Origin of the sequence: Pedobacter psychrophilus, from assembly GCF_001652725.1 — a bacterium.
GTDB classification, from domain to species: domain Bacteria; phylum Bacteroidota; class Bacteroidia; order Sphingobacteriales; family Sphingobacteriaceae; genus Pseudopedobacter; species Pseudopedobacter psychrophilus.
Map to the genome: position 1 here is coordinate 235,726 of NZ_LWHJ01000030.1, position 22,800 is coordinate 258,525.

The window sequence follows — 22,800 nt, forward strand, 5'->3', positions numbered from 1 at the left end:
AAGATGATTGATAAAATTCTTTATGAAAACTCAGTTTCACTTTTAAAAAAGCTGATTTCTACTCCTTCTCTGAGTAAAGAAGAAGGTGGAACTTTTGCTATTCTTTCTGATTTCTTCACTAAAAACAGCGTCGCTTTTCACACCAAGGGTTTCAATATTTGGGCTTACAACAAACATTTTGATAAAAATAAAAAAACCATTTTATTAAACTCTCACCACGATACGGTGAAGCCCAATAAAAGCTATACCCGCGACCCTTTTTCTCCGGATGAAGTTGATGGAAAACTTTTTGGCTTGGGAAGTAATGATGCTGGTGGCTGTCTGGTTTCTTTAATAGCTACTTTTTTACATTTTTACAATCAAGAAAACCTAAAATATAACATCGCAATCGCTACTACTGCCGAGGAAGAAAATTCGGGTAAAGGCGGTTTAGAATCCATCATCCCAGAATTAGGAAAATTAGATTTTGCCATAATTGGCGAACCCACTTTAATGGATTTAGCAATTGCCGAAAAAGGTTTAATGGTATTAGATTGTCATGTAAAAGGAAAATCTGGTCATGCCGCTAGAAACGAAGGAGAAAATGCGATTTATAAAGCCTTAAAAGATATCGAGTGGTTCCAAAATTACCAGTTCACTAAAGTTTCAGATACTTTAGGACCCATAAAAATGACGGTAACTATCATCAATGCGGGCACTTTACACAATGTAGTTCCCGACAATTGCACTTTTACGGTAGATGTTCGGGTAACAGATGTTTACAGTAACGAAGACGTTTTAAAAATTATTCGTCAGTTTGTGAATTGCGAAGTAGTTCCACGTTCTGTCAGATTGAAACCTTCTTCCATTCCAAAAGAACATCCAATTGTACAAGCCGGAATTTCTTTAGGAAAAAACACTTATGGCTCCCCAACCACTTCTGATCAGTCTTTATTGGATATCCCTTCCCTGAAATGTGGTCCTGGCGATTCGGCAAGGTCTCATACCGCAGATGAGTTTATTTATTTAAAAGAAATAGAAGAAGGGATTGAGGGATATATAAAAATGCTGGAGAAAGTGATTAAATAAAATTTGGGCAATCCCCCAATAAAAATTGGGGTCGGGCTTTCTCTCCAATCTTTTTCTGATGAAAATTCAGAAAAAGGATTTCCGTACCAATCCCTATTGCAATACTTAAGGTCTCTTAAATATTTTTAGTCATATCGATTTTTATCATTTTTTTCGATAGGTTAATTTTTCATGTCGATTGAATTGACACATAAAATAATTTTTTCGCTTTCAAAAAGGAATAACTAATCTGTTATCTTTTTGACAATCAAATATTAAAATATCAGATTACTGAATTATCTTTGCGATTTAAAGTTTAAAATGAAAAAAATCATCCTAAATATAATTTTGGTTGCAAGTATTGCAATCTTGTTTTCCTCTTGTGGTAGCACCAAACAAGTAATGGCATTAAAACCTTTGCCAGATTATTCCTCTACAGAAGTGGTGTATGAAAAACAACTATCATTTATTAATATGCCGGTAGAGATAGCTGTTAAAGATTTACAAACACAAACCAATAAATACCTAAATGGGTTAATTTATGAGGATAATTCTTTAGATGGTGATAATTTGATGATGAAAGTCTATAAGCAATCCAACATTGCAATTGTAGAAAAGGACGGTAAAATCATCATGGATTTACCTTTAAAAGTAGCTGGAAAAGTTAAATACGGACTTCAATCTTTCGGGATAGATTTATCAGATACTAAAGATTTTAATTTGAACGGAACCGTTAGATTGAGCTCTGCAGTAGGATTAAAAGATTGGAAAATCATAACCAATACCACTATCCAAAACATTACTTGGAAAGAAGCACCCACAGTTAGTGTGGCAGGTAAAACAATTCCTATTACCTATTTAATAAATCCAGCAATATCAATATTTAAAGGAACGCTTTCTAAACTGGTTGATGATGCAATTGCACAATCTTTAGATATTAAACCTTATGTTTTAGATGCTTTGCAAAGCTTTAGTGAACCTAGTAAAGTGAATGAAGAATACAATACCTGGTTTACCATGCAGCCGGTAGAAGTTTATGCAGCAAAAGCTGTAGTTGCAAATCAAAAAATAACGGCAAATTTGGGTTTAAAGACTTATTTAGAAACTGCAATCGGGCGTAAACCATCAATAACTTTTGATAGAAATACCATTGTATTAAAAGCTGTTGACAAATTACCTGATGATTTCAAAGCAAATGTTGCCGCTTTTGCCCCATATAGTTATGCGTCTTCTGTAGTTTCTAAAAACTTTGCGGGTCAAAAGTTTGAATCTGGAAGCAGATCCGTAACCGTAAATAAAGTAGATTTATGGGGAAAGGATGGCAGAATGATTGTCGCATTAAATTTAAGCGGCTCGGTAAATGGAGATTTCTACCTCACAGGAATTCCGGCTTACAACGCTGAAACCAAAGAAATTTATTTAGATCAGGTAGATTTTGTATTAGACTCAAAAAACAAGCTGTTAAAAGTAGGAAATTGGTTAGCTCATGGACTAATCCTTAAAAAAATGAGCAACGCATGTCGTTTTTCAATAGCATCTCAATTAGCTGACGGAGAAAAAACGATGGCCAGTTATTTAAACAATTACCAACCTATAAAAGGGGTGAAAGTAAACGGCAGCTTAACTGGTATTACACCTAACAAAGTAATCTTAACACCAAATGCAATTGTGGCAATGGTAGTTGCAACAGGAAAAGTAGCGGTAAGTATTGATGGGTTGGAGTAAAAAAGAGGGATTGTTTATTAATCCCTCTTGTTTGTTAATATGACGAAAGAAAATTACTAACTCAATTCTCTTTCCCTAATCTTTACAGCGGGATTCCCTTGGTAAATGCTAAAAGCCTCCAAATCTTTAGTCGCAATAGATCCTACTGATAAAACCGAATGTGATTTTGCGATGATCCCAGGGCAAACAATGGCACTAGCGCCAATCCAAACGCCATCTTCTAAAATAATTGGTTTAGTAATTAAATTAAAATAAGGTGATTTGTAATTGTGGTTACCGGTCATCAAGGTTGCGTTTTGAGAAACACAGCAGTTTTTCCCAATAATAACAGCAGCTAAGTTTTCTATGTAACATTCCGCCAACCAGGAATGATCACCCAATTCTAGTTTCCACGGAAACTTAATGTGTACATAAGGTTTTACTCGTACATCCTTTCCTATTTTAGCTCCAAAAAGTTTTAGAAACCACACAAGTACTATAGAGAAAGGAACCAATCCCGAACGAAAAAACAAGCAACTTGTAAAATACCATAGCAATTGTTTCAACGTAGATGCCCCATGTTGGAAATCTTTTGTGTCGAATTTTTTTTGGAGTTGCACCGTGTTATTCATTTAATCTAATCCTAATATATTTATATCTAATCGGTTTTTAGCTTTAAGCCTTAAGCTTTGAACTTTCAGCCTTTCTTATCCACCAATACATCCCGATCAAAATTAATAGGTAACAAAAAGCATTAAAAATCAGATGATGATCAATACTTAATCTTTTAGCTAGGTGGGCATAATAAGAAACTACAAATAATCTTATCATATTCAAAAGGGAAAAGGCAACTGTTCCTATTATCAAAAATAGAATTCTGAGTTTTATCTTCTGATTCGGAACCGCTAAAGCCAAGGATATAATGATACTTATAATGCCATAGCCCAAGCAGCTATAAACTATTTTGATACCCCCATATCCAATTATGCGTATTGCTGTATCATTTGTAAGATAAGTTAATCCGAAAGTATCACAAATCAATCCTGCTCCCCCAATTAAAAAATGCCTATAAACTTTAATAAAATTGAGATGTTCATCTGCAAACGCCCAATAAATACCGCCTTTTGCACATAAGCCTATCCAGAATATGATGAAATAGCTAAAAATAAAGTAGCCTAAAACTAATATCAAAAAGAATTTAATCTGGATTTTATTGATTTTCATCCCTGGTCTTTCTTAATTCATAAATTTTAGCATCAATTAAAAATCGGAACCAAAAGCATTGTAAAAAATGAAATATCAATCCTCTTTTACCATCTAAAAATCCTAAACGTAAAAAATATCGAATAAAAAAATATACCGCTGGGCGTACAAATAATGGAAAGCGTTCATAAATATTTTTATAATACCTACGCTTGGCAATTGGATTGCCATCAATTAAGGAACCATTAATAGTTCCTTGGGTCTTATCTATTTTATTAAACTGCTGTAAAGCTTCTAAAGTCGACCATTTATCATGTCTTAAAGTAAATGTACTTAGCGATTCTGTAATTAAATCAATAATATCTCCTTTGAGTTTGATTACCTCTCCTTCCACTTTAAAATGCTGATCGTATAATTTATCTTCACAAGAACCTTTTCCTTTTCTAAAAATCACAGCATGATAAGTTGGATAATGTCCTCCGTATTTTATCCATTTGCCCATAAATAGTGTCTTTCTGCTAGAAAGCATACCATTTATAGAAGGTGGAATATCCTGCTGGAATTTTTGTTGAAGTTCAATAACAATTTCACGTGTTAAACGATGGTCGGCGTCCATGTTTAAAATCCACTGATTTCTTAAAGGTAGATTTTCAAAAGCCCAATTTCTTTGAGTACTATAATTTTCAAAAGGATGCTCTATAATATTAACCGAATAATTATTTGCTATTTCTATGGTTTTATCCGTAGATCCTGAATCAACAAGAAAAATTTCATCAAAATGATTGCTTAAACTCTCTAAACAAGATGTAATATTTCGCTCTTCATTAAAAGTCAAAATTATAACACTTATAGGGATTTTAAACATGTAACGAATTTACAATTTTAGATGGATTAAAAGAGTTAGGAATAATGTCATCCTAATCGTAATTGAAAAAAGTGCTGATGAAATTTTATATTTAACTTAGTTTAAGAACAGTATCGTACATATCAAGATATAGGTCTTTTAAGTTTTTTTCAGAAAAATCATTTCTAATTACTTGGTTTAATCTTTCTTGATTGAAGAAGTCGGTATTTTTAGCTTTATTAGCACTTATTATCATCTCCATAATGTTGCTTTCAGAACGCTCACAAACAAATCCTAAATTATTCTGACTCACATATTCGCTTAAACCAACATTTTTTGTAATCAAGACCGGTGTTCCTACAAAAAGACTTTCTATTACCACATTTGCAAAATTCTCATCATAAGACGGAAGGATTAAATAATCATGTTGCGCCATCAACTCAAACTTTTCATTTCCATAAACTGCACCTAAAAATGCTATTCTATCGTCAATCTTTAAGCCTTTTGCCTTAACTCTTAAACTTTCTGCATAAGAAAGTTCTCCATTTCCTACAATAGATAATTTCCATTCAAACTCAAGTTTTGCCAAAGCATCAAAAAGTATTTCTAAACCTTTTTTCTTTTCAATGCGAGAAAGAAAAATCAAGTGAAGAATCTGACTGTGATCTTCTTTAGAAAAGACATTTCTCCAGGGTAATTCCACAAAATTAGGAATGTTAAATATAGCTTTTGGGTTTAATAAAGATTGGTTATCAGCCACTTCTTTTTGACTGGTACAGTGAAAATAGGTTTTGTTTAAAAGAGAACTACCAATAAATTGATGGAAAAAAGCTTTAATTTTATTATTGTTATTTTGAAACGAGTAATTACTTAATGTCCCTCTGGGAGTGAAAATAACTTTGCTCCCTCTAAAAATAGCAATCAAGCAGGCCGGCATGGTTACTAAATTCCACCAGGCATGAATATGCACAATATCAAATTGCTTCACAGTTTTCCATAAATGCCATAAAAGGGCAGGGGAAAGATGACTATGATCTTTGGTAATACGTTTAAAATAATGTACTTCAACTCCTTCTATAAGTTTAACTTCTCCATTCTTATACGGAAGTTCTTCTTTACCGCTTGCTAAAGTGGTGTAAACGATAACTCCCCGCTCATTAGACTGAGCCGAGTCGAATCCCAACTTATCTGCAAACAGCGGACTCCCCACTTCTGGCTGATGTCCATTTTTCAAGCTATTAAAGCCTTTCACCTTCCGCTTTTTGCCTTCCGCCTTAAAAGTCTCTTCACACAACTTCGCTACAGACATTACCGGACCTCCATAAACGTAAGCTGGTTTGTAAGATGCCGTAATGTGGAGGATTTTCAAAGGAGGATTAATATGGGTATTTTGAAATTAGCTTTTAATTTTTTCAAAAACAAATGTTGTAGCCTTTTGATCTATAATATTCATTGAAAATTTATTTATAAATAGATTCTTTAATTCGTTAATTGTATAAGCTCGATTTTTAAAACTGGTTTCATGAAGTTCAATAATGATAGTTTTACAACCTAAGATAGCTTCTGAAGAGTCTTCAAATAACAACAATTCTATTTCAGCACCTTCAATATCACATACTAATGAATATTCAGTAAATAGATGTTTTTTTACAATATCTTTTAGGGTAATAGCCGAAACAAAGGTGTTGATATCGTCTGGATTTTTTGAACTAGATAAGGTAGATTCATTTACTGAAAAACCGATTTTATCATTTCCAGAATAATCCACTGCCGCAGATATGATTTCTAAATTGAACAGATTATTTTTTTTCTTTGTTTCTAAAAGATTGGCGTATAAATTCGGATTGGCTTCTACAGAGACAACTTTTGTATTTGTGCCTACCTTTTTACAAATTTGTGTGGTGGTAACGCCTAAGCTTGCACCAAATTCAATTGCTGGTACACTAGGCTGCAAATATTTTTTAATAAAGTAAATGTCTTCACGTTCATACAATCCCCAAAAAAGCAAGGATATCGGTTTAGATGCTAAGTTTCCAACTTTTATAAGACCTGCGGAAGTTTTAATAAAGCCATCTTTAATAAAATTTTTCACTATTAACCCCCCTATTCTATCTGAAGTTAAGAATATCCATAATTTAATTTTAAGGCTTTGTAACATGTTTTTTTATTTGAATCTTAAGGTATCCTGGCAATAGTTTTAATACCCTTTTAACTGTTGTAAATTTTAAATAATTTATAGTGCCAATTGCACTCATGTCATAATATTTTTTCCATAGGTTAAAATTATAATGAATTTTGTCCCCTAAAAAATCCCAAGGTTTTGGAGAACCTACAAAATGAAATATCTTATCATCATTTGGTAAAACTTGATAATAATTATCCCAACAAATAGAAGAATTTATTTGAGCACCTAAAGCGCAAAATTGATTTCCGAATGCTACATTTAGTACCGCCTGATCTGCTGAGATAAAAGAATTAGGATATTTTTTTATCGTTTCTAAACAAATACCTAAACCATCTTTTTCTCTCCATTTTTTTAGGTTCATACCCAATACTCCAGCATTAAAACATTTACCATTCATATCTAGACCTGCTTTCCTAAAAAGTTCCCTGTCTATAGCATATTCTCTAATATTACAGCCATCCGCAAAAAGTATATTATTATCGTTAATCTCTTTAAATATATTTATAACATCATACTGAATAATTAAATCAGTATCTAAGTATAATAGTTTATGAATATCAGGCAATAAATCGGCTAAATAAAGTCTCCCATAGGTAGTAGTATTACCTTTTAATGCATTAGCGCCCTTAATAAAAGTATTCGGTGCATCTCTAATTTCAAAGGTTTGATGATCCTTTTTAAATTTTCGAAAAGTCTCCCTAAGTTCTGTTTTGTTGTGTTCTTGGATTTTGTCGGCAAATAGAATAATGTTCAGTTTCTCTGGAATCTTATTATGTATTAATAATGAAGTTAATGTAGCATGGGTGCCTGGAAGTATATTACTATCAGAAAAGAGAGCGACTGTATTTGCCATTATGTGATTGATCTAAGGATTTCGTTCCACATAAAATGATAGTTCCACTTAGCAATAACATCATGATTTGTTTTATAAAGAAGATTTCGATCTATTTTTAAACCTTTCTCAATAAATTGTGCCAATTGATTACTATCACCAAATTGATAGGTAAACCCATTCTTGCCTTGTACCAATAAATCTTGGGCGGCACCTACTTTATCAGAACAGATTACTAAGCAATCTCCAGCAATAGCTTCTTGTACTGATACGCCCCAAGGCTCGTCTTTAGCAGCATGAATAAAAATAGTACTCAATCTATAAAATTCTGGTAAATGTTGATAAGGGATATATCCCGGAAAATATATCTTAAGATGTTGATGTTGATTTGCTACATTTTCTAACGCCTCTCTTTCCGCTCCATCCCCAATCAATACTAAACTTAAATCTCTTCTATCTAATTTTATAAAAGCATTTAATACATCCCAAGGGCTTTCTCTAGCCACAAATTTCGCTACAGATAAAATCACCGATTCTTTATTTAAGCTATATTTACTTTCAATGCACTGGTAATAATCAGATTTTGGTTTATTTGATAAATTAAAAAAGTCATTATCCACACAATAAGAGAATAAATTTATTTTTTTTTCGGGAATGCCCATGGCAGAACAGTAATTTTTAGTGACCTTGCCAGTAACCAAAAAATGATCAAATTTGTAATACTCTTTTTTTAAGATTAATTTTCTTAACCAAATTTTCCAGAAGGCTTGGTTAAACAATACGCTATCTAAACGTAGGGCAACTTTAACATCATTAGCTCTGCAAATATCCGCAAATTTGGCATATTGATTTTTATACCCATTAATGATAATCAAATTATATTTTTCTTCTTGAATAATCTTTTCAAAAATTGACAATCTATTTTCTAAAGGCAAAAATTGATGTGGATAGCCTTCAAACAAATTAAAACCCCATTTAACTTCTTGCTTTAATTCCGGATCAAAATGCTGGTTTTCTTGAGTTTTTAAATAAAAAATCTCAAAAGAATCTTCTTTGAAGTGATGAGCAACATATTGATAAAAAGGGACTTCAAACTGAGTAGGATGATTAACTACAAAACCAACTTTCATAAATTAATGTCCATTAAGATTTCATCAAAAGTAATTGCTATTCTTTTATCATAGTTTTCCCAAGTCATTTCGCTTGCTTGTTGTATTACGTTTTCTCTCAAAATATTCTTTTCTGCATAACTTAATCCTAAATAGTTTTCAATGGCATTTACTAGGGAAAGTGAATCTAAATTTTTCATTATATAACCATTCTTTCCATTTTTCAACATTTCTCCAGCTCCAACTTTAGGGGATAAAATATTTGGTATTCCCAGCATCATAGTCTCTGGCACAACCATTCCAAAAGAATCAAACCTACTTGGGAGAATGTGTAAGTTGATATTATTTTTTAAAAGGTATCCGCTTAAATCTTGTTGTGCCAAAGGGCCTGTTAAAATAATATTTGAATTATTAATATCGTTTTTATCACAAAAATCTTGAACCCAATTCTTATCTATTTTACCTATCAAGAATAATTTTTTTTTAGGAAAATCAATTTGCTGAAAAGCTGTTAAAAGAATGTCGATACCTTTTCTTTTTTCTGTATTGGCTAAGCAGCAAATATTTAATTCTTCTACTAAATCAATAACTTTAATTTCTTTTAATATTTTTTTATCGGCCGCAAGCCAAATTGGGAAATGTTTTTTTGCGGACGTTAATCCTTTATAGGTCTCAGCTGCGAACCTAGAGCAATTTGTGCCAAAATCTATATATTGTCTTTCCTTAGATTTTATTTTTATCCCAAAACTAGTTTCTTTAATCTCTCCTTTTAAAGCAGCTTCATGGCTAATGGAAGGAAAATCCATTACAACTGGAATATTCCATTTTTTAGCATAATAAGCAATAGGCCAACCTGCGGTTTCTGATAATACGAGAATACTATTTCTTCTTTTGAAATAAACCATAGGCAATAAAAACCAGCCAAATAAAACTTGCATTTTATACCTTGGGGTATTTCCTTTATCAATATTGAGTACTGATAATGTTTTTAAATAAACAGTTAAGAATAACTCAAAAATCAGAAAATTATGGATAGTTACTTTTTTATCCACTTCTTTAACCCTTTTTTTGAACACATCAAATTTAGATAAAAAACTATCATAAGATAAGGTAAACCATGTATAAAGGCTCACACTACTAATTAAGTTAATTTTAGCCAAGGCTGATGACATTCTATAAGTATATTGAATACCAGGATGGATAAGGATAATTTTAGGCTGAATCTTCTTCAATTTCTTTATTAGATAATTCTGGTAAATAAGCTTGATTGAGAAGGATTAGACCTAATGCTAAATAAATACTGGTATAAATATTAAAAACAATAGGCATTACTAATATGATAATAATAAATAGATAAATTTTAAATATTTTTGAGAATTCTAGTTTTGAGATAAAGTATCCTAATAATATCAACCTAAAAATAAATAATAAATACCCTCCTTCTAAGATTAATCTAAATTGTTCGCCCTCATAAGTAATGCCTTGTAAAAGGGGAGTTGTTCCAAATAGTGCATTTGCGCCTTGATAGGTAGAACCTAATCCTACTCCTGTAACTTTATATTCAAACTCCCTAAATAATACATCGTCAATATCTGCAAAAATTCTTTTTTGCCCTTCTTCTTGGCTTCCTGATGCTCTTAGTATAAAATTATCATAACTCTTACTAAACTTAGAAACTATATTTAAAGGATCGCCAGTTGCAAAATTAACAAACATGAAAATTATTGAAATGGATATAATATTAAATAATGTTTTGGTATTGGACAATATTTTTAACTCGAAAATGAAAAAGACTATGCTAGTCAGTATAACAAAGCCTACAGTTCCTCTAGACCCGCTGATTAACGCTCCATACACTACCAATGCAAGAAAGAGGTAGCTATACTGTTTAAATATATATTTTTTGATGAGATAAAAAGAAGCAAATAGGCCTATAAACTGAAATGCACTGTAACCAGCAATATAACTAAATGTTCCTGTAACTCTAATTGCATCACCCACTAATGCGGCGCTAGTTTCGATATCTTCGCTAACTGCGTAACGGTTTATAAAACTATCGGCCGAAGAAACCGATTGAATACTACCTAAAATTACTTCTATAATTATACATACTAAAATGAAGAAGCTAAAATATTTCGCATTAAAATTATTTTTGTTCTTAAGATAACTTAATAGTATGCTAAAAAAAATGAGGTGAATAAAGAATCCAAATATTGCATGATATATACTTTGATTTAGTGGGTTTAAACCAAAAATTAATAAAGAGATTAAATAAAATGTAAATAAGTTGTATTTCTCAACATCTCCTTCATCATCTTTGGATACTAAGATTAAATTCAATAATGGTAAAATCAATACAATTCCTAATAGGATGTTGCCTACAGCACCAGATGGAATTATCCATTTACGAATAGCACCTGAGAAAGTAACTAAGGCTAAAAGTATATACAAAGAATAATTGTAGGTATATTTCAAATTAATGACTGTAAAGTTTTTCGAAACTCATCTAATATTTGCGCCTGATTAAATTTTTTTAGGTGCTCTGTTTTTAACAAATTGAGTTTATGAAGAAATTTTTCATATTCTTGAATTACTTCTATTAAAGTAATTGTTAGGGAATTTTGATTCCCTGAAATAAATCCTTTTCCTATTAAACCAGCAGCTTCAACTAATCCTCCTCCGCGAGAATATACTGGAATACAAGAGCTAGCTATAGCTTCAAGGCAAACTATTCCGAATGGTTCTTCCCAAATAGATGGTATAGCCATAATTTGATTTAAATTGAGCTCATCATTTAATGATTTACCAGTTAATTTACCTTTAAAAGTCACTTGTTGATATAGATTATTTTCTGAGACCTTCTCTTTTAAAAAATCCAAATCCGGCCCTTCTCCAATTATATTTAATGTTAGATATTTTTCAGGGAATTGTTTACATATTTCTCCAAAAGAATTAATCAATAAATCGCAACCTTTATCACTAACTAGCCTGCCAAGAAACGCTATACTATATGGTACCCTTACACCCCATTTATTGAAAAAAACATTTTCATCGAATGCATTAAAAATTACTTTTCCAGATTTAGGGAGGGTACTATTTACAAAACTGGAGCAGGATATGTTAAAAGCAAATCTGCTAAGTTGCCTCTTTACCTGTTCTATAAAAGTGATTTTTTGATGATTGTAATAGGTCAAATGATGTAAAACTACCCATTTTTTTAAAGGCCAAAATAAGTATGGCCATATACCATTTAAACTAACATTATGATGAAAAAAAATATCACACCATAAATAGTTCTTAAATAAAACACTTTTTTTATTACTTCTAATAATGCTATAATTAACATCTAATTCTGGAATGTTATTTATCAATGGTGTAGTAGTAATTAATCTTATTTCTAGACCTAAATGAGCCAATCCCTTTGCCAGGTATGAGGCAACATTTTCTAGACCACCAGTTTTAGGATAAAAGGAAGGACAATAAAATAGGATTTTCATTTGAACTTTAAGTTTTTAATTGAAATGTTTAACCATTTCAATCAATTCTTTTCTACCTTTTAACTTCAATTTATAATATGGACGTATATCAGTATACAAAATTATCTTTAATTTAATTATTAATGTTTCTAATAAAAGCCTACTAAGAATTAAAGATTTGGTTATTATAGGAAACGGAATCAAATGAAATTTTTTTAATAATTGCCATCTACTTTTGTAAAATAGTAGAACTCTTTTACTGTCCTTTGGAATAGAATTTCCTCCAACATGATAAATTTCAATTTCTGGATGGTAAATTAATTTCCATTTTGATTCATATATTCTATAACATAAATCAATGTCTGCATCTAATACAGGGAAGTAATCATCAAAATAATTTAAATCTTTTAAGCAGTTTTTTCTAAAACTTACGGCACAAGAAAAAGGTATTATTTTTCTGTTTCTTCTACGGTCATACTTTTTTAGGAATTTATGAATCTGCTGACCAGCAATTAAGCCATAAGCTGATGGGAAATACATGAAATTGCCACTATCATCTCCTAAATCATTAATGGTTTTAAATCCTATGCAACCAATATTTAAATCTTCAAATTGTAAAATCAAGTCTTTAATAAACGGTTTAGTAGGATAAGCATCAGAATCTAATAAAACTAAGATATCACTAATTGCGTTTTTAAGGCCTATGTTTACAGTTTTGGTATAGTGTAGGTTTGTCTCATTTCTTATAATCTTAACCTTACTTGGAAAATGAATGTAATTTAATGTTGGTGAGCAATCGTCTACTACTATAATTTCTTCAATTAAATCATCATCATATTTTAAACAGGCAGTGATGTTTCTCTTTACTAAGTCCCAAGTATTATAATTAGGAATAATGATACTAACCTTCATTCAAAAACTATGTATTTTTTGCCAATGTAAGTTGAGATTTAAAAATGCGCCTCCACTTGCCCAATTTTCTAATTAGATCTAAATCATTTAATTTTTTTAAGCCAGTTGGTCCATAAACCAATTCTTGATGAATAATCTCAAAAGAATATTCAATCAATAAATTAGAAATGTTTTGAAAATTCCATGAGTAAAAATGTTTGTGGACATCCTGATGTTTTATTGTTTTATCTTGAATTTTATCTATTGGTAACACCAAACACAAAATACCGTCTTTCTTTAAATACTTTTTAAAATTTTCTAAAGCCGACGTTGGGTATAAATAATGTTCAAAAGAATGATTACATAAAATAATATCATAGTAATTCTCTGATATTTGTTCTTCGCCTTTAAATACCTTCCTTCCTTCTTTTATTAATTTTTCTTGACAATACGAAGAAATATCGAAACAATCTGCATTGATGCTTTTTGTAATGTGACCCAAACCGCATCCAAAATCAAGGATTTTTTTTTCTTTAAGATCAATTCCATTTACTAAAAAATAATTATACATGTAAAAAGAAGATAACTTTATTAGATATGAATCTTGATGGTTTTCACCTACATAAGTTTGATAGACACTCTTGAAATAATCTAAATCATAACTATTTTTTGTTTTAATCATTTATAATCTTCTTTTTATTGTTTTTATAATTTGATGTGCATGGATATTTAAGTTTCTATTTACATACCAATTGAAACTATTTATCGATAAATCTTTGCCGTTCACTTGTCTTGGTATAGTAGACATTGAAATTAAATTTTTGCCCAATATTAAATCATCAGTTGTATTGCTTGTATCATCAACAAAATTTAAAATAGCCAAACCATAAGCACAATAGGCAGCAAATATTCCCGATTTTCCTAGTAACTTATTAGGATAGTCTATAAATCCCCATTGGGATTGCGCTAATATTTGTGAAATATCAAAAAGACTGATTTTGCCACATTTTATAAGGGGAATGTTCAGAGAAGATTCATTGATATTGAGTTCGCCATCACCAATATCAAAAATTTTCAAGATATTATTTTGAATGATAAAATCATTTAAAAGAGGTATATTTTTATAAATGCTGTTACGCCTTCCCAAGGTACCAAAAACTACTGCATATGGCTTACGATCATCCCAGGAAATAAATTCTCCTAATTCAGGAATATTAGAGAAAATTCCAATATTTTTTGTTTTGACACCCCCGTCCTCTGTTTGTTGTTGTATTAAGTTTAAAACAACTTCATTGCTGCAAAATACATTATCAGATAATTGATAGATCTTTTTAAATAAAAACACCTGGGCTGGTTTTAACCAAAAAGAAGATTCCCTAAAATTGCCGCTAGCGTATATTTCATGAAAAAACGTGATAATAGCTATATTTTGTTTTTTTATGGATGCTAAACTTATCCATAACCAAAAAGGAACTCCTCTTTTTTGATAACCATAATTACTATAGTTCAAAAAAACTAGATTTATACTGTGCTCTTTTACTATTTGATTTAAATTGTTTTTCTTATTAACTTCAATATATTTTTTTACGGACACAGATTCTTTTTGACCTAAACCCGCATAAAAAATCTGAAAGTCAATTTCTTCAGCTAATTTACTGCCTAGTATTTCACTATAATCCCCCAAGCCGTTGGTTGCAGTAGGGAAAGCGGGCGAGATGATTAGAATGTTTTTCAAATTAAATTCTATCTCCAATTTTTCTAGCAGGTGTGCCGGCCCAAATCTCATAAGGCGGTACAGCCTTATTTACTAAAGAGGATGCGCCAACTATAGCCCCCTTTCCAATAGTAACTCCTTTTAAAACAATTACATTAGCCCCTAACCATACATCTTCTTCAATAATGATTTCTTTTTCTAAACCATGTTGTAACCTAATCAGATTTTCTCTTTTTGTGCCATGATCATGTCGATAAATTTACAGCCAGAACCAATCAAACAATTATCTCCAATCTCAATCAATTTTCTGATGTTAAATTCACAGCCGAAACCTATGAAAACATTATTTTTTAAAATGATAGTCAACCCTTCTGAGTAAGGACCATCGCATTTAAAATACAAATTACTTTCTAATACTACATTTTTTCCAATACTTACTTTATGCGGCCATGTGAAACTGGTGTTTAATGTATTAATTAAGGTTTGAGATTTTAAGCCTCTCATTTTTAAATACAAATACTTAAAAGTATTAGGCCTAATAAGCTTAAAGAGTATAATTCTGATAATTTTATTAAACATTTTTATCTCTGATAGATTTAAGCTTGATAAGTATGATAGTGGGAAGTAATCTACTGAAAATTCTATAAGTTAAAAGTTCATTAAAAGTATATTTAAAAGAAAATATGACCTTTAATACTTCTATCATATGCTTAAATTCTTTTCTTTCATAGCTTTCTAAGTGGTTTATATGCCTGTCTAAATGTTTTAAGTAATAAAGATCAATAATCTTTTTGTTGAAGTTGTTTTTATTAATAAAACTAAGCATGGCAACAGATGAGGTACTTAAACGAAAACTTTTATCTCTCTTTTTTCCTCTATTTGTAAATGAGAAATTATGACCATGATTTCGCCATACCGAAAGAGGTTGATCTATTAAATAGGATTTACCGTTTAAACAGGCAGCATAAATCAAATATTCGTCAATATACATATCAACATCTCCTATCATAAAAACAGATTTTAATTTATATGACCTGGCAGAAAAAGTAGAACCACCTCCAAATAATAGTTTAGTACTTAAAAATTCTTCTAATAGTTCATTGCCATTAACTATTTGATTAGAAATATTTGGTGGTATTAATTCTTTTTTTGTTATTAATCCATTTTCGATAGTTTCAGCTGCATGACCAACGTGGGTTAGCTCTGGATATTTGTCAAAAATAGTTACAATGGTTAAAATTTTTTCTGGGTAAAAAAAGTCATCAGCATCAAGATTAAAAATAATCTCACCCTTGCAGAGTGATATTCCTTTTTGGGTTGCATTTGCTTTTCCTTTATTTTGTTGGTAATGATAAGTCAGGTTTAAAGTACCCTTATAATTTTCAAATAATTTTGGGGTACTATCTGTTGAACCATCATCTATAATGATTACCTCTATTAATTCTTTTGGATAATTTTGATTTTCTATACTTTTTAAAGCTTCTAAAATGTATTGAGCATAATTATAAGTTGGTATAATGACGGATATTTTAGTGTTTTTCAAGACAGAAGGTTATAACTCTTTAATTAAACCAGAAAAGTACTTAGCCAGTTTTATACTAGGTTTTTCTAATGAAATATAGAAAATTATAGCAAATCCAAACGAGAATACTAACCCTAAAAATAATACTAATAAGCGTGAGGTACTAGCTGGTAAAACATGTACCATACTATTTATAACAACTTGATGTACTAAATATAAGCTGAAAGATATTTTACCAAGTTTTATTAATAACGGATGTTCAAAAATATCCTTACCTCTGTCACTTAGTGCTAATAAAATGGATGCAAGAGCACTTATTAAGTAAATATAATTATTTACCGGTCCTAGTTTTTCAAATAAAGTATTGGGTAAAAACCAAAGGCTAAATGTATAGGTATAGGTAACAATAGTAAAAAAAACCAAAAACGAATACCACATCGATGATAAATCATTTATTATTTTTAATAAACCGAATCGGTATTTGCATAAAATGGAACCCGCTATAAAAAACGAAAAGTAATATAAAACGCCTATTTCTGGTATATAAATATTTAAACCAATAAAAATTAAAAAATGGTAAAAAACTATAAAAATTGGAATTAGAAAAATACTTATAAGGAAATTAGTTTTTTTTAATAAAAAGATAAAAGCGGGTAAAATAAGGGATAGTTTCAATTCTATAGGCAAAGTCCACAAGGCAGGATTAATGTTGTTAAAATTAGCATTAAGCGTAATGGCTTTCAAAAACTCACTTATTTCAAAAGGATTTTTCCACATTATCTTTATCCATTCACTATAGTCATTAATCTTTATTGGATTATACAATAAATAGGCACTTAAATAAGATATAATGATAATTGCCAAACAAGGTAAATAAAGCCTTATCGTTCTTTTTATAAAAAATTTAGGATAATTAATGCGCTTATCTTGCTTATCATTTGAAAAATAAGGTAAGGCCAAAACAAATCCACTCAAGACGAAAAACAACATTACCGCCGGACTAGCTGCCCATATATAATTTAATGGAGAATTGATTAAGAAAAATTCTACCGAATGTGGTGTTGTATTTTGATGCGCTGCATAAACCCACCAACTAAGGCCAGGTATAGCAACTACGCAGTGGCACAACACAACCTGTAGAGAAGCAATACCTCTTAAAGAGTCTAAAGAATGATATCTTTTTTTTAGAGGATTAAGTTCTTGCATTTTTAATTAAGAAAAATTCGATAGAAATTCCTTCGCTCTCTCTTTAGTAGTGTTTTTTTCAATCCACTTATAGCTTTCTATCTGCAGCTTTTCATACTCATTGGTAGAAATTCTATTAACTCTATCTATCAACAGGTTAGGATTTGTATATGATATACAGTTTAAATCTGATGTTAAGCCCTTGGGCGCACAACTAATAGGTTTTAAATCTAAGTTCTTAAAACACAAAACACAACCGTTTGCTGCTAATTCATAGTGTCTTAAACAATCCCAACCGCCCCTTTTTGAAGTGATACCAAACTTAGATGCTGACAAATCTTGATAGTATAATGCTTCATCTGTAAAGATATAATCAGAAGATTTTTGAGGAAATAAAGCTAATATTTCCTTATCAACTATATGCGAATTAAATGTTTTATTCTTAGAAGTATTGTAATTGATTTTTTCGCTTGGTATGGAAAAAGAAATCTCGCGTAAATTTTTAACTAATTTATCTACTCTAAATCTATTGAATAGTTTTATTCCTTTAAATTTAAATAACAAATCAATACTTATTAGTTCTCTTTTAAAATAAAGACTTTCTTTAAAGCTTTCAAAAAAAATCAAAGGATTTATTCGGTAATTTCCGCTGATGTTTTCATATGGTATTAAATAAGGATGATCGCCACCGTCTAAGATAGCAACCTTCCTTTTATTCTTTATTTTTTTATAAATAGTGTGTTGCTTTACAATATCATTAAAGATAATAACGTCCGAGACTTCAATCAATTTCTCTAAAGAATTTTTTCTTTTTTTCTCTAAAAAATCATTATCAGTTAATAACCCGTATAGCGTAAATCCATTACCTCTTAATCTATGCTTTTCTTCTTCAAATGAGTCTATATAAAGTTGATCATATCTTGGGTAATCAATACAGTTATTACCTAATAATTCTCTCAAACCATGAAACAAACTTTCTGATAAATAATCATGCTTTTTATCATTTATAAAGAGAACTTTCATTAAAACATAAATTTTAGGCCTTTTGAATGCTTAAAAAAGCATGATCAGCAAATTCTTTTTCTGTTCCATTAGGATATGAAATTTTATATCCTTTTGAGTTTGCCCAATCTTCTATTTCATATTTATTGGTAATATATACAGCATCAATATCAGGGCTTGCATCTCTAAGTCCATCCAAACATTTAGGGCTTGTGTTTACAGGAAAACTGCCATATTTTTTACTTGCATTTTTTAGCGCTCTTGGTAATCTAAATCTACTATCATAAATACTAATTATAACATCAAGAAACTTGAATTTTAATAATTTTTCTTTAGCTGTTGGAATATCACTTAAACCTAAAAACTGTGATGCAAATCTACCGGAGGCAACAAAATCAGGAAAAATGAGTATTAAAAATCCACCGGGTTTAATAACTCTCATCATTTCTATTAATGCCCTTTCTGGATAACACAAATGCTCTAATACATAAAATGAAAAACAGACTTCTATTGAATTGTTATCAGCCGGTAGTTCATACACGTTACCAAATTTCCAGATAGTTTCTGGAAATGTTACTTTGTTATTTTTAACAACTTCTTCAGATACTTCTATGCCTACATAATCAAGATTATTTACTTTTTTCTTTAAAAATTGATAAATCCTACCACTACCACATCCAATTTCTAAAAAGGTGTTTAAATTTAAACTTACAACATAATCAATAAATGCAGTAGTTACATTTCCAGGTTTAGATACATCGTTATCAGTCAAATTTAACATCTGCTGATAAGATTCACGGCTTTCTGCTGAAGTGTAATAATTAGACATTTTTTTATCTAATGTATCAATCAATTTCTCATTAAATTTATCTGCACTAGATGCCCAATTAAATTTTCTTTTATTCATAAATTAAAAGCATTTTTTTAAATAAGTTTGATTAATAATTTAAAACTGAAAATATTAGATTCCATTTATCGTCTTAAGCCCTGTAAAATCGACTTAAAAAACCAATTATTTTAATTAAAACTAGCTTCCTTTTTATTTGGAAGTTATCATATAGTTTGATAGGATGAGCAGAATTTGACCAATAAAGTTTAGTAATAAATGAAGGCTTAATCCCTCTAAAAACCCACGACTTGATTAAACTATCTTTCCAAGGTTTCGGTTTTCCCAATGCATGAGGGATCACTAAAAATCCAGCATTAAAACCCATGGCTTCTTTACCCAAAAAACTAATAGGGCCATCGTAAACTTCTACAGTAGCATTTAAGGCGTCTTGATCTGTAGTGCCAAATGCATAAAAGTCACCATATTCTTTTTTATATAATTTATCTCGGTTTTTAAAAATTGAATTTGCCAAACTTCCAGTTTCCTTGGCCATATTCTCTTGAAGCACTTTCCAAATAATCAGGAAATCTATATTTATTTTCTGTACCCCAACAAATCCACCATTTACATAAATTGGGTTTTTATATTTCAATTGATGACCAAATTTGGCAAAATACTTTCTCCAGTACACTCTTCTTGGATGAAATTCATGTATGGGCGAATTAAAATCTTCACTTAACGCAACTCCCGCATTAACCCATTGCTCCATAAAATTCCAACTTATTTTTTGAAGAATGTCAGGATCGTAATAGAAAAGGCAATCCACATCTTTAGCGGGTCCATTTAACAAATCCAACATAAAATCGGGTTTATAATTTGTTAAATGATAGGTAGTTTGTAAAGGGATAAAATGAAGATGAATATCTTCTGAAACTTTCAGGGATCTTACGCCTTCAAATCCTAAATCATCATTTAAATAACTACCATTTGCCCAAAAAGGTAAATCTCCCTTATAACCAGCATACACTTCACCTTTAAATCCTTTATCGCATAAAGAATTTGTAAGTGATCCAACACCAAAGTGATAGGTTTTTTCAAATAGGGTACAAATTGCTGATTTCAATTGATTTGAGTAATTTCTTTATAAAAGTCTAAATGTTGTTCACTTATTATACTCCAATCTAAATGGATTAAAGAAAAGTTGCGTATAGCCTCACTTAATTTTTGATTATAATCTTTATCATTTAAAAGCCTTAAAGAAAATGAAACTAGATCTTCTAAATTTTCATTTTTGAAAACCGGATAAACAGTTTCACCACCATAAGATCTTATCCCCCCAACATCATTGGTAACAATAGGTAAACCACAAGCTAATGCTTGTACTATTGCAGTATTAGCGCCACTATCCTTCATTGGCATCAAAAGTAAACAGCTGCTTTGATAATATTCTAAAAGGGCTTCATCTGTGAGGTTCTGATGAAAAAATACGTTCGTTAACTTCGTTAATTTATTAAGTGTGGGATGGTTTCGATAAATCTCTGGAATGATTAAATGAAATTCTAAATCTTTAATCTGCATGTTTATTAAAGTAAAAGCCTTTTCTAATAGGTCGAAATCTCTTAAATAATGACCTATACAAAGTATCTGATTTTTCTTTCGTTTTTCATAATCAGGGCGAAAGAAATCATTATTTACACCATGCCTTATAAATTTTAAATGAGCATTAGGCATGTAAGATTTAAATTTTTCTAACCCTTGCTCAAATAATAATATGCCATATTTTAAGCGATGTAATGAAATTAAATTTTCTATCTTCCAATATGCCAATGGGATATGAATAGTGCCTATCAAGTTTGAAGTAAATTTTTCTTTATCTAACAGGTTTAAATGATTTTCTATATAAAGAATATGTTTTATAGCAACATCAGATGAACTTAAAAATCTATATCCTGTAGCAATTCCAAATGTAGTCTGATTATAGTTTTTATTTTTTAACTGAATCATTTTTCCAATAATTCGTTTCAAAAAAGTATTCTCAGAGGCATTAAATAGGATTACATTTTCATTTTTAAATAAAGTGGTTAAGTACTCATAACCAGAATATTTACCAAACCAAGGAATTTTATTGTATAGAAAAGCTATTTTCAAATTCTAAATTTATCTGCTGATTTCTTAAAAGCTTCTAAATATTGGAATCCATTTTTTGCTGTGGGTTCTAGTACATTTCCCTCTGCCCATTCATTCCAAGACTTAATAAATAAAAAGCGGTTGTCTAAGGGTTTGTGAATAATCCTTGAAATAGTTTTATTAGTATGTTCTTCAAATAATTCTGGAGTTGAATTAGTTAAAACTAATCCTTTTGACCCACTTCTGGGCGTATTGTCCCAACCTGGTAATATCACAGGATATTCATTTAATTCCAATTGATGAGTATCATTATGATTCACAAATTTTTTGTAATCTACTAAGGTTGGCTTTCCATTAATACGTTGATAAATACTAGCAATATTAATTTTTGTCAATTTCAAAATTAGTCTTTCTACTAAACTTCTCTTAATTTTTGCTAAAACAGGGGTCGGGGAATTTGGAACTATTCCATCAAAGCCATAACTTTTAAAATCATTATTTTGGTCAATTGCAATGAAATGTATACCAGCTAATCCTTCTTTTACCGCCAATTGATTCCAATAAGAAGTAAACTCTTTTGTATCAGGTATTTTGTGAGGTCTATAAACTAAAAAAATTGGTTTTTCATTTAGTTTAATATATCGGGCATCTTTAAAGGCTGGCAGTATATTATAAAAATGTTTTCTATAATCTTCTAAGCCTGGGTACTCTTGTTTGGCAAGAACATTATCTTCCATTCCATGCCATATTCCTGTCCAACTTTCATTGGCCCATGCTAAACAAAATGGGAAATTTGGTTTTCGAGTATATAACATTTCATTTAAAGGTAATTCTAACAGCTTTTTACCGTTGCCAAACCAATAATGCCAATAACAAAAACCCTCAATACCATAAGATTTTGCCAAGTTTGCTTGTTCTATCCTGGTATTTTCTAAACGTAAATCGTAAAAACCCAATTCTCCTGGCAAATTTGGTTGTTCATGCCCTCTGTATAAAGGTTTTGCTTTGGTTACATTTGTCCATTCTGTAAATCCTTTTCCCCACCAAGCATCATTTTCTGGTATTGGGTGATATTGTGGTAAATAAAATGCGATTGCTCTAATTGGATTACGCGTACTATTGTTCATTGT

Annotated in this window: 24 protein-coding genes; 2 read left to right on the top strand and 22 right to left on the bottom strand. The window is 30.4% G+C overall.

Annotation, left to right across the window (positions count from 1 at the left end; translation table 11 throughout):
- Positions 1-3 precede the first annotated feature (3 nt).
- Positions 4-1,068 carry a M20 family metallo-hydrolase gene (locus A5893_RS14790; RefSeq protein ID WP_068823354.1) on the top strand — a complete coding sequence of 355 codons (1,065 nt, stop codon included), beginning with the start codon at positions 4-6 and terminating at the stop codon, positions 1,066-1,068.
- Between the two features lie 300 nt (positions 1,069-1,368).
- Complete coding sequence (locus A5893_RS14795; protein WP_068823355.1) at positions 1,369-2,772, top strand: DUF4403 family protein; 1,404 nt, start codon at positions 1,369-1,371, stop codon at positions 2,770-2,772.
- A gap of 56 nt (positions 2,773-2,828) precedes the next feature.
- Here A5893_RS14795 and A5893_RS14800 read toward each other — a convergent pair whose 3' ends face one another.
- The 22 genes from A5893_RS14800 to A5893_RS14900 form a co-directional block, all read right to left on the bottom strand.
- Positions 2,829-3,383 (bottom strand): WcaF family extracellular polysaccharide biosynthesis acetyltransferase, encoded by a 555-nt coding sequence (locus A5893_RS14800; RefSeq protein ID WP_082911458.1) that lies wholly within the window; start codon positions 3,381-3,383, stop codon positions 2,829-2,831.
- Between the two features lie 43 nt (positions 3,384-3,426).
- Entirely contained in the window at positions 3,427-3,975 is a 549-nt protein-coding gene (locus A5893_RS14805) for a hypothetical protein (protein ID WP_068823356.1), read from the bottom strand.
- On the bottom strand, positions 3,962-4,789 hold the full coding sequence (locus A5893_RS14810) for a glycosyltransferase family 2 protein (RefSeq protein ID WP_232456872.1): 828 nt from the start codon (positions 4,787-4,789) through the stop codon (positions 3,962-3,964). The genes A5893_RS14805 and A5893_RS14810 overlap by 14 nt, the downstream gene beginning before the upstream one ends.
- A 121-nt stretch (positions 4,790-4,910) precedes the next feature.
- Positions 4,911-6,167 carry an XrtY-associated glycosyltransferase XYAG1 gene (locus A5893_RS14815; protein WP_157687569.1) on the bottom strand — a complete coding sequence of 419 codons (1,257 nt, stop codon included), beginning with the start codon at positions 6,165-6,167 and terminating at the stop codon, positions 4,911-4,913.
- 27 nt (positions 6,168-6,194) lie between these two features.
- Positions 6,195-6,956 (bottom strand): FkbM family methyltransferase, encoded by a 762-nt coding sequence (locus A5893_RS14820; protein WP_068823359.1) that lies wholly within the window; start codon positions 6,954-6,956, stop codon positions 6,195-6,197.
- The gene (locus tag A5893_RS14825) at positions 6,940-7,836 is read right to left on the bottom strand and encodes a glycosyltransferase family 8 protein (RefSeq protein ID WP_068823360.1); all 897 of its coding nucleotides are present in this window, start codon (positions 7,834-7,836) and stop codon (positions 6,940-6,942) included. Before A5893_RS14825 ends, A5893_RS14820 begins: the two co-directional genes overlap by 17 nt.
- Positions 7,836-8,945, bottom strand: a complete 1,110-nt coding sequence (locus tag A5893_RS14830) for a glycosyltransferase family 4 protein (protein ID WP_068823361.1) — start codon at positions 8,943-8,945, stop codon at positions 7,836-7,838. Before A5893_RS14830 ends, A5893_RS14825 begins: the two co-directional genes overlap by 1 nt.
- Positions 8,942-10,156: a glycosyltransferase family 4 protein gene (locus tag A5893_RS14835; protein ID WP_068823362.1), complete on the bottom strand. Its 1,215-nt coding sequence runs from the start codon at positions 10,154-10,156 to the stop codon at positions 8,942-8,944. The genes A5893_RS14830 and A5893_RS14835 overlap by 4 nt, the downstream gene beginning before the upstream one ends.
- Positions 10,137-11,399 carry a hypothetical protein gene (locus tag A5893_RS14840; protein WP_068823363.1) on the bottom strand — a complete coding sequence of 421 codons (1,263 nt, stop codon included), beginning with the start codon at positions 11,397-11,399 and terminating at the stop codon, positions 10,137-10,139. The genes A5893_RS14835 and A5893_RS14840 overlap by 20 nt, the downstream gene beginning before the upstream one ends.
- Complete coding sequence (locus A5893_RS14845; protein ID WP_068823364.1) at positions 11,396-12,421, bottom strand: glycosyltransferase family 4 protein; 1,026 nt, start codon at positions 12,419-12,421, stop codon at positions 11,396-11,398. The genes A5893_RS14840 and A5893_RS14845 overlap by 4 nt, the downstream gene beginning before the upstream one ends.
- Before the next feature lie 15 nt (positions 12,422-12,436).
- Positions 12,437-13,312, bottom strand: coding sequence for a glycosyltransferase family 2 protein (locus A5893_RS14850; protein ID WP_068823365.1), 876 nt, complete (start codon positions 13,310-13,312; stop codon positions 12,437-12,439).
- A gap of 7 nt (positions 13,313-13,319) precedes the next feature.
- Complete coding sequence (locus A5893_RS14855; protein ID WP_068823366.1) at positions 13,320-13,973, bottom strand: class I SAM-dependent methyltransferase; 654 nt, start codon at positions 13,971-13,973, stop codon at positions 13,320-13,322.
- Positions 13,974-15,077 carry a hypothetical protein gene (locus tag A5893_RS14860; protein ID WP_082911459.1) on the bottom strand — a complete coding sequence of 368 codons (1,104 nt, stop codon included), beginning with the start codon at positions 15,075-15,077 and terminating at the stop codon, positions 13,974-13,976.
- On the bottom strand, positions 15,028-15,264 hold the full coding sequence (locus A5893_RS17495) for an acyltransferase (RefSeq protein WP_082911462.1): 237 nt from the start codon (positions 15,262-15,264) through the stop codon (positions 15,028-15,030). The genes A5893_RS14860 and A5893_RS17495 overlap by 50 nt, the downstream gene beginning before the upstream one ends.
- Positions 15,225-15,509: an acyltransferase gene (locus A5893_RS17500; RefSeq protein WP_082911460.1), complete on the bottom strand. Its 285-nt coding sequence runs from the start codon at positions 15,507-15,509 to the stop codon at positions 15,225-15,227. The genes A5893_RS17495 and A5893_RS17500 overlap by 40 nt, the downstream gene beginning before the upstream one ends.
- Positions 15,510-15,576: 67 nt before the next feature.
- Positions 15,577-16,548 (bottom strand): glycosyltransferase family 2 protein, encoded by a 972-nt coding sequence (locus tag A5893_RS14870; RefSeq protein ID WP_068823368.1) that lies wholly within the window; start codon positions 16,546-16,548, stop codon positions 15,577-15,579.
- A 9-nt stretch (positions 16,549-16,557) separates the two neighbouring features.
- Complete coding sequence (locus tag A5893_RS14875; protein ID WP_068823369.1) at positions 16,558-17,733, bottom strand: acyltransferase family protein; 1,176 nt, start codon at positions 17,731-17,733, stop codon at positions 16,558-16,560.
- Between the two features lie 6 nt (positions 17,734-17,739).
- A complete protein-coding gene (locus A5893_RS14880; protein ID WP_068823370.1) occupies positions 17,740-18,735 on the bottom strand; it encodes a hypothetical protein in 996 nt (331 codons plus the stop codon).
- A gap of 13 nt (positions 18,736-18,748) precedes the next feature.
- On the bottom strand, positions 18,749-19,621 hold the full coding sequence (locus A5893_RS14885; RefSeq protein WP_068823371.1) for a class I SAM-dependent methyltransferase: 873 nt from the start codon (positions 19,619-19,621) through the stop codon (positions 18,749-18,751).
- Positions 19,622-19,694: 73 nt separating this feature from the next.
- Positions 19,695-20,666 carry a hypothetical protein gene (locus tag A5893_RS14890; protein ID WP_068823372.1) on the bottom strand — a complete coding sequence of 324 codons (972 nt, stop codon included), beginning with the start codon at positions 20,664-20,666 and terminating at the stop codon, positions 19,695-19,697.
- Positions 20,663-21,691 carry a glycosyltransferase family 4 protein gene (locus A5893_RS14895; RefSeq protein WP_068823373.1) on the bottom strand — a complete coding sequence of 343 codons (1,029 nt, stop codon included), beginning with the start codon at positions 21,689-21,691 and terminating at the stop codon, positions 20,663-20,665. Before A5893_RS14895 ends, A5893_RS14890 begins: the two co-directional genes overlap by 4 nt.
- Positions 21,688-22,797, bottom strand: a complete 1,110-nt coding sequence (locus A5893_RS14900) for a glycosyltransferase WbsX family protein (protein WP_068823374.1) — start codon at positions 22,795-22,797, stop codon at positions 21,688-21,690. Before A5893_RS14900 ends, A5893_RS14895 begins: the two co-directional genes overlap by 4 nt.
- Between the last annotated feature and the right edge of the window lie 3 nt (positions 22,798-22,800).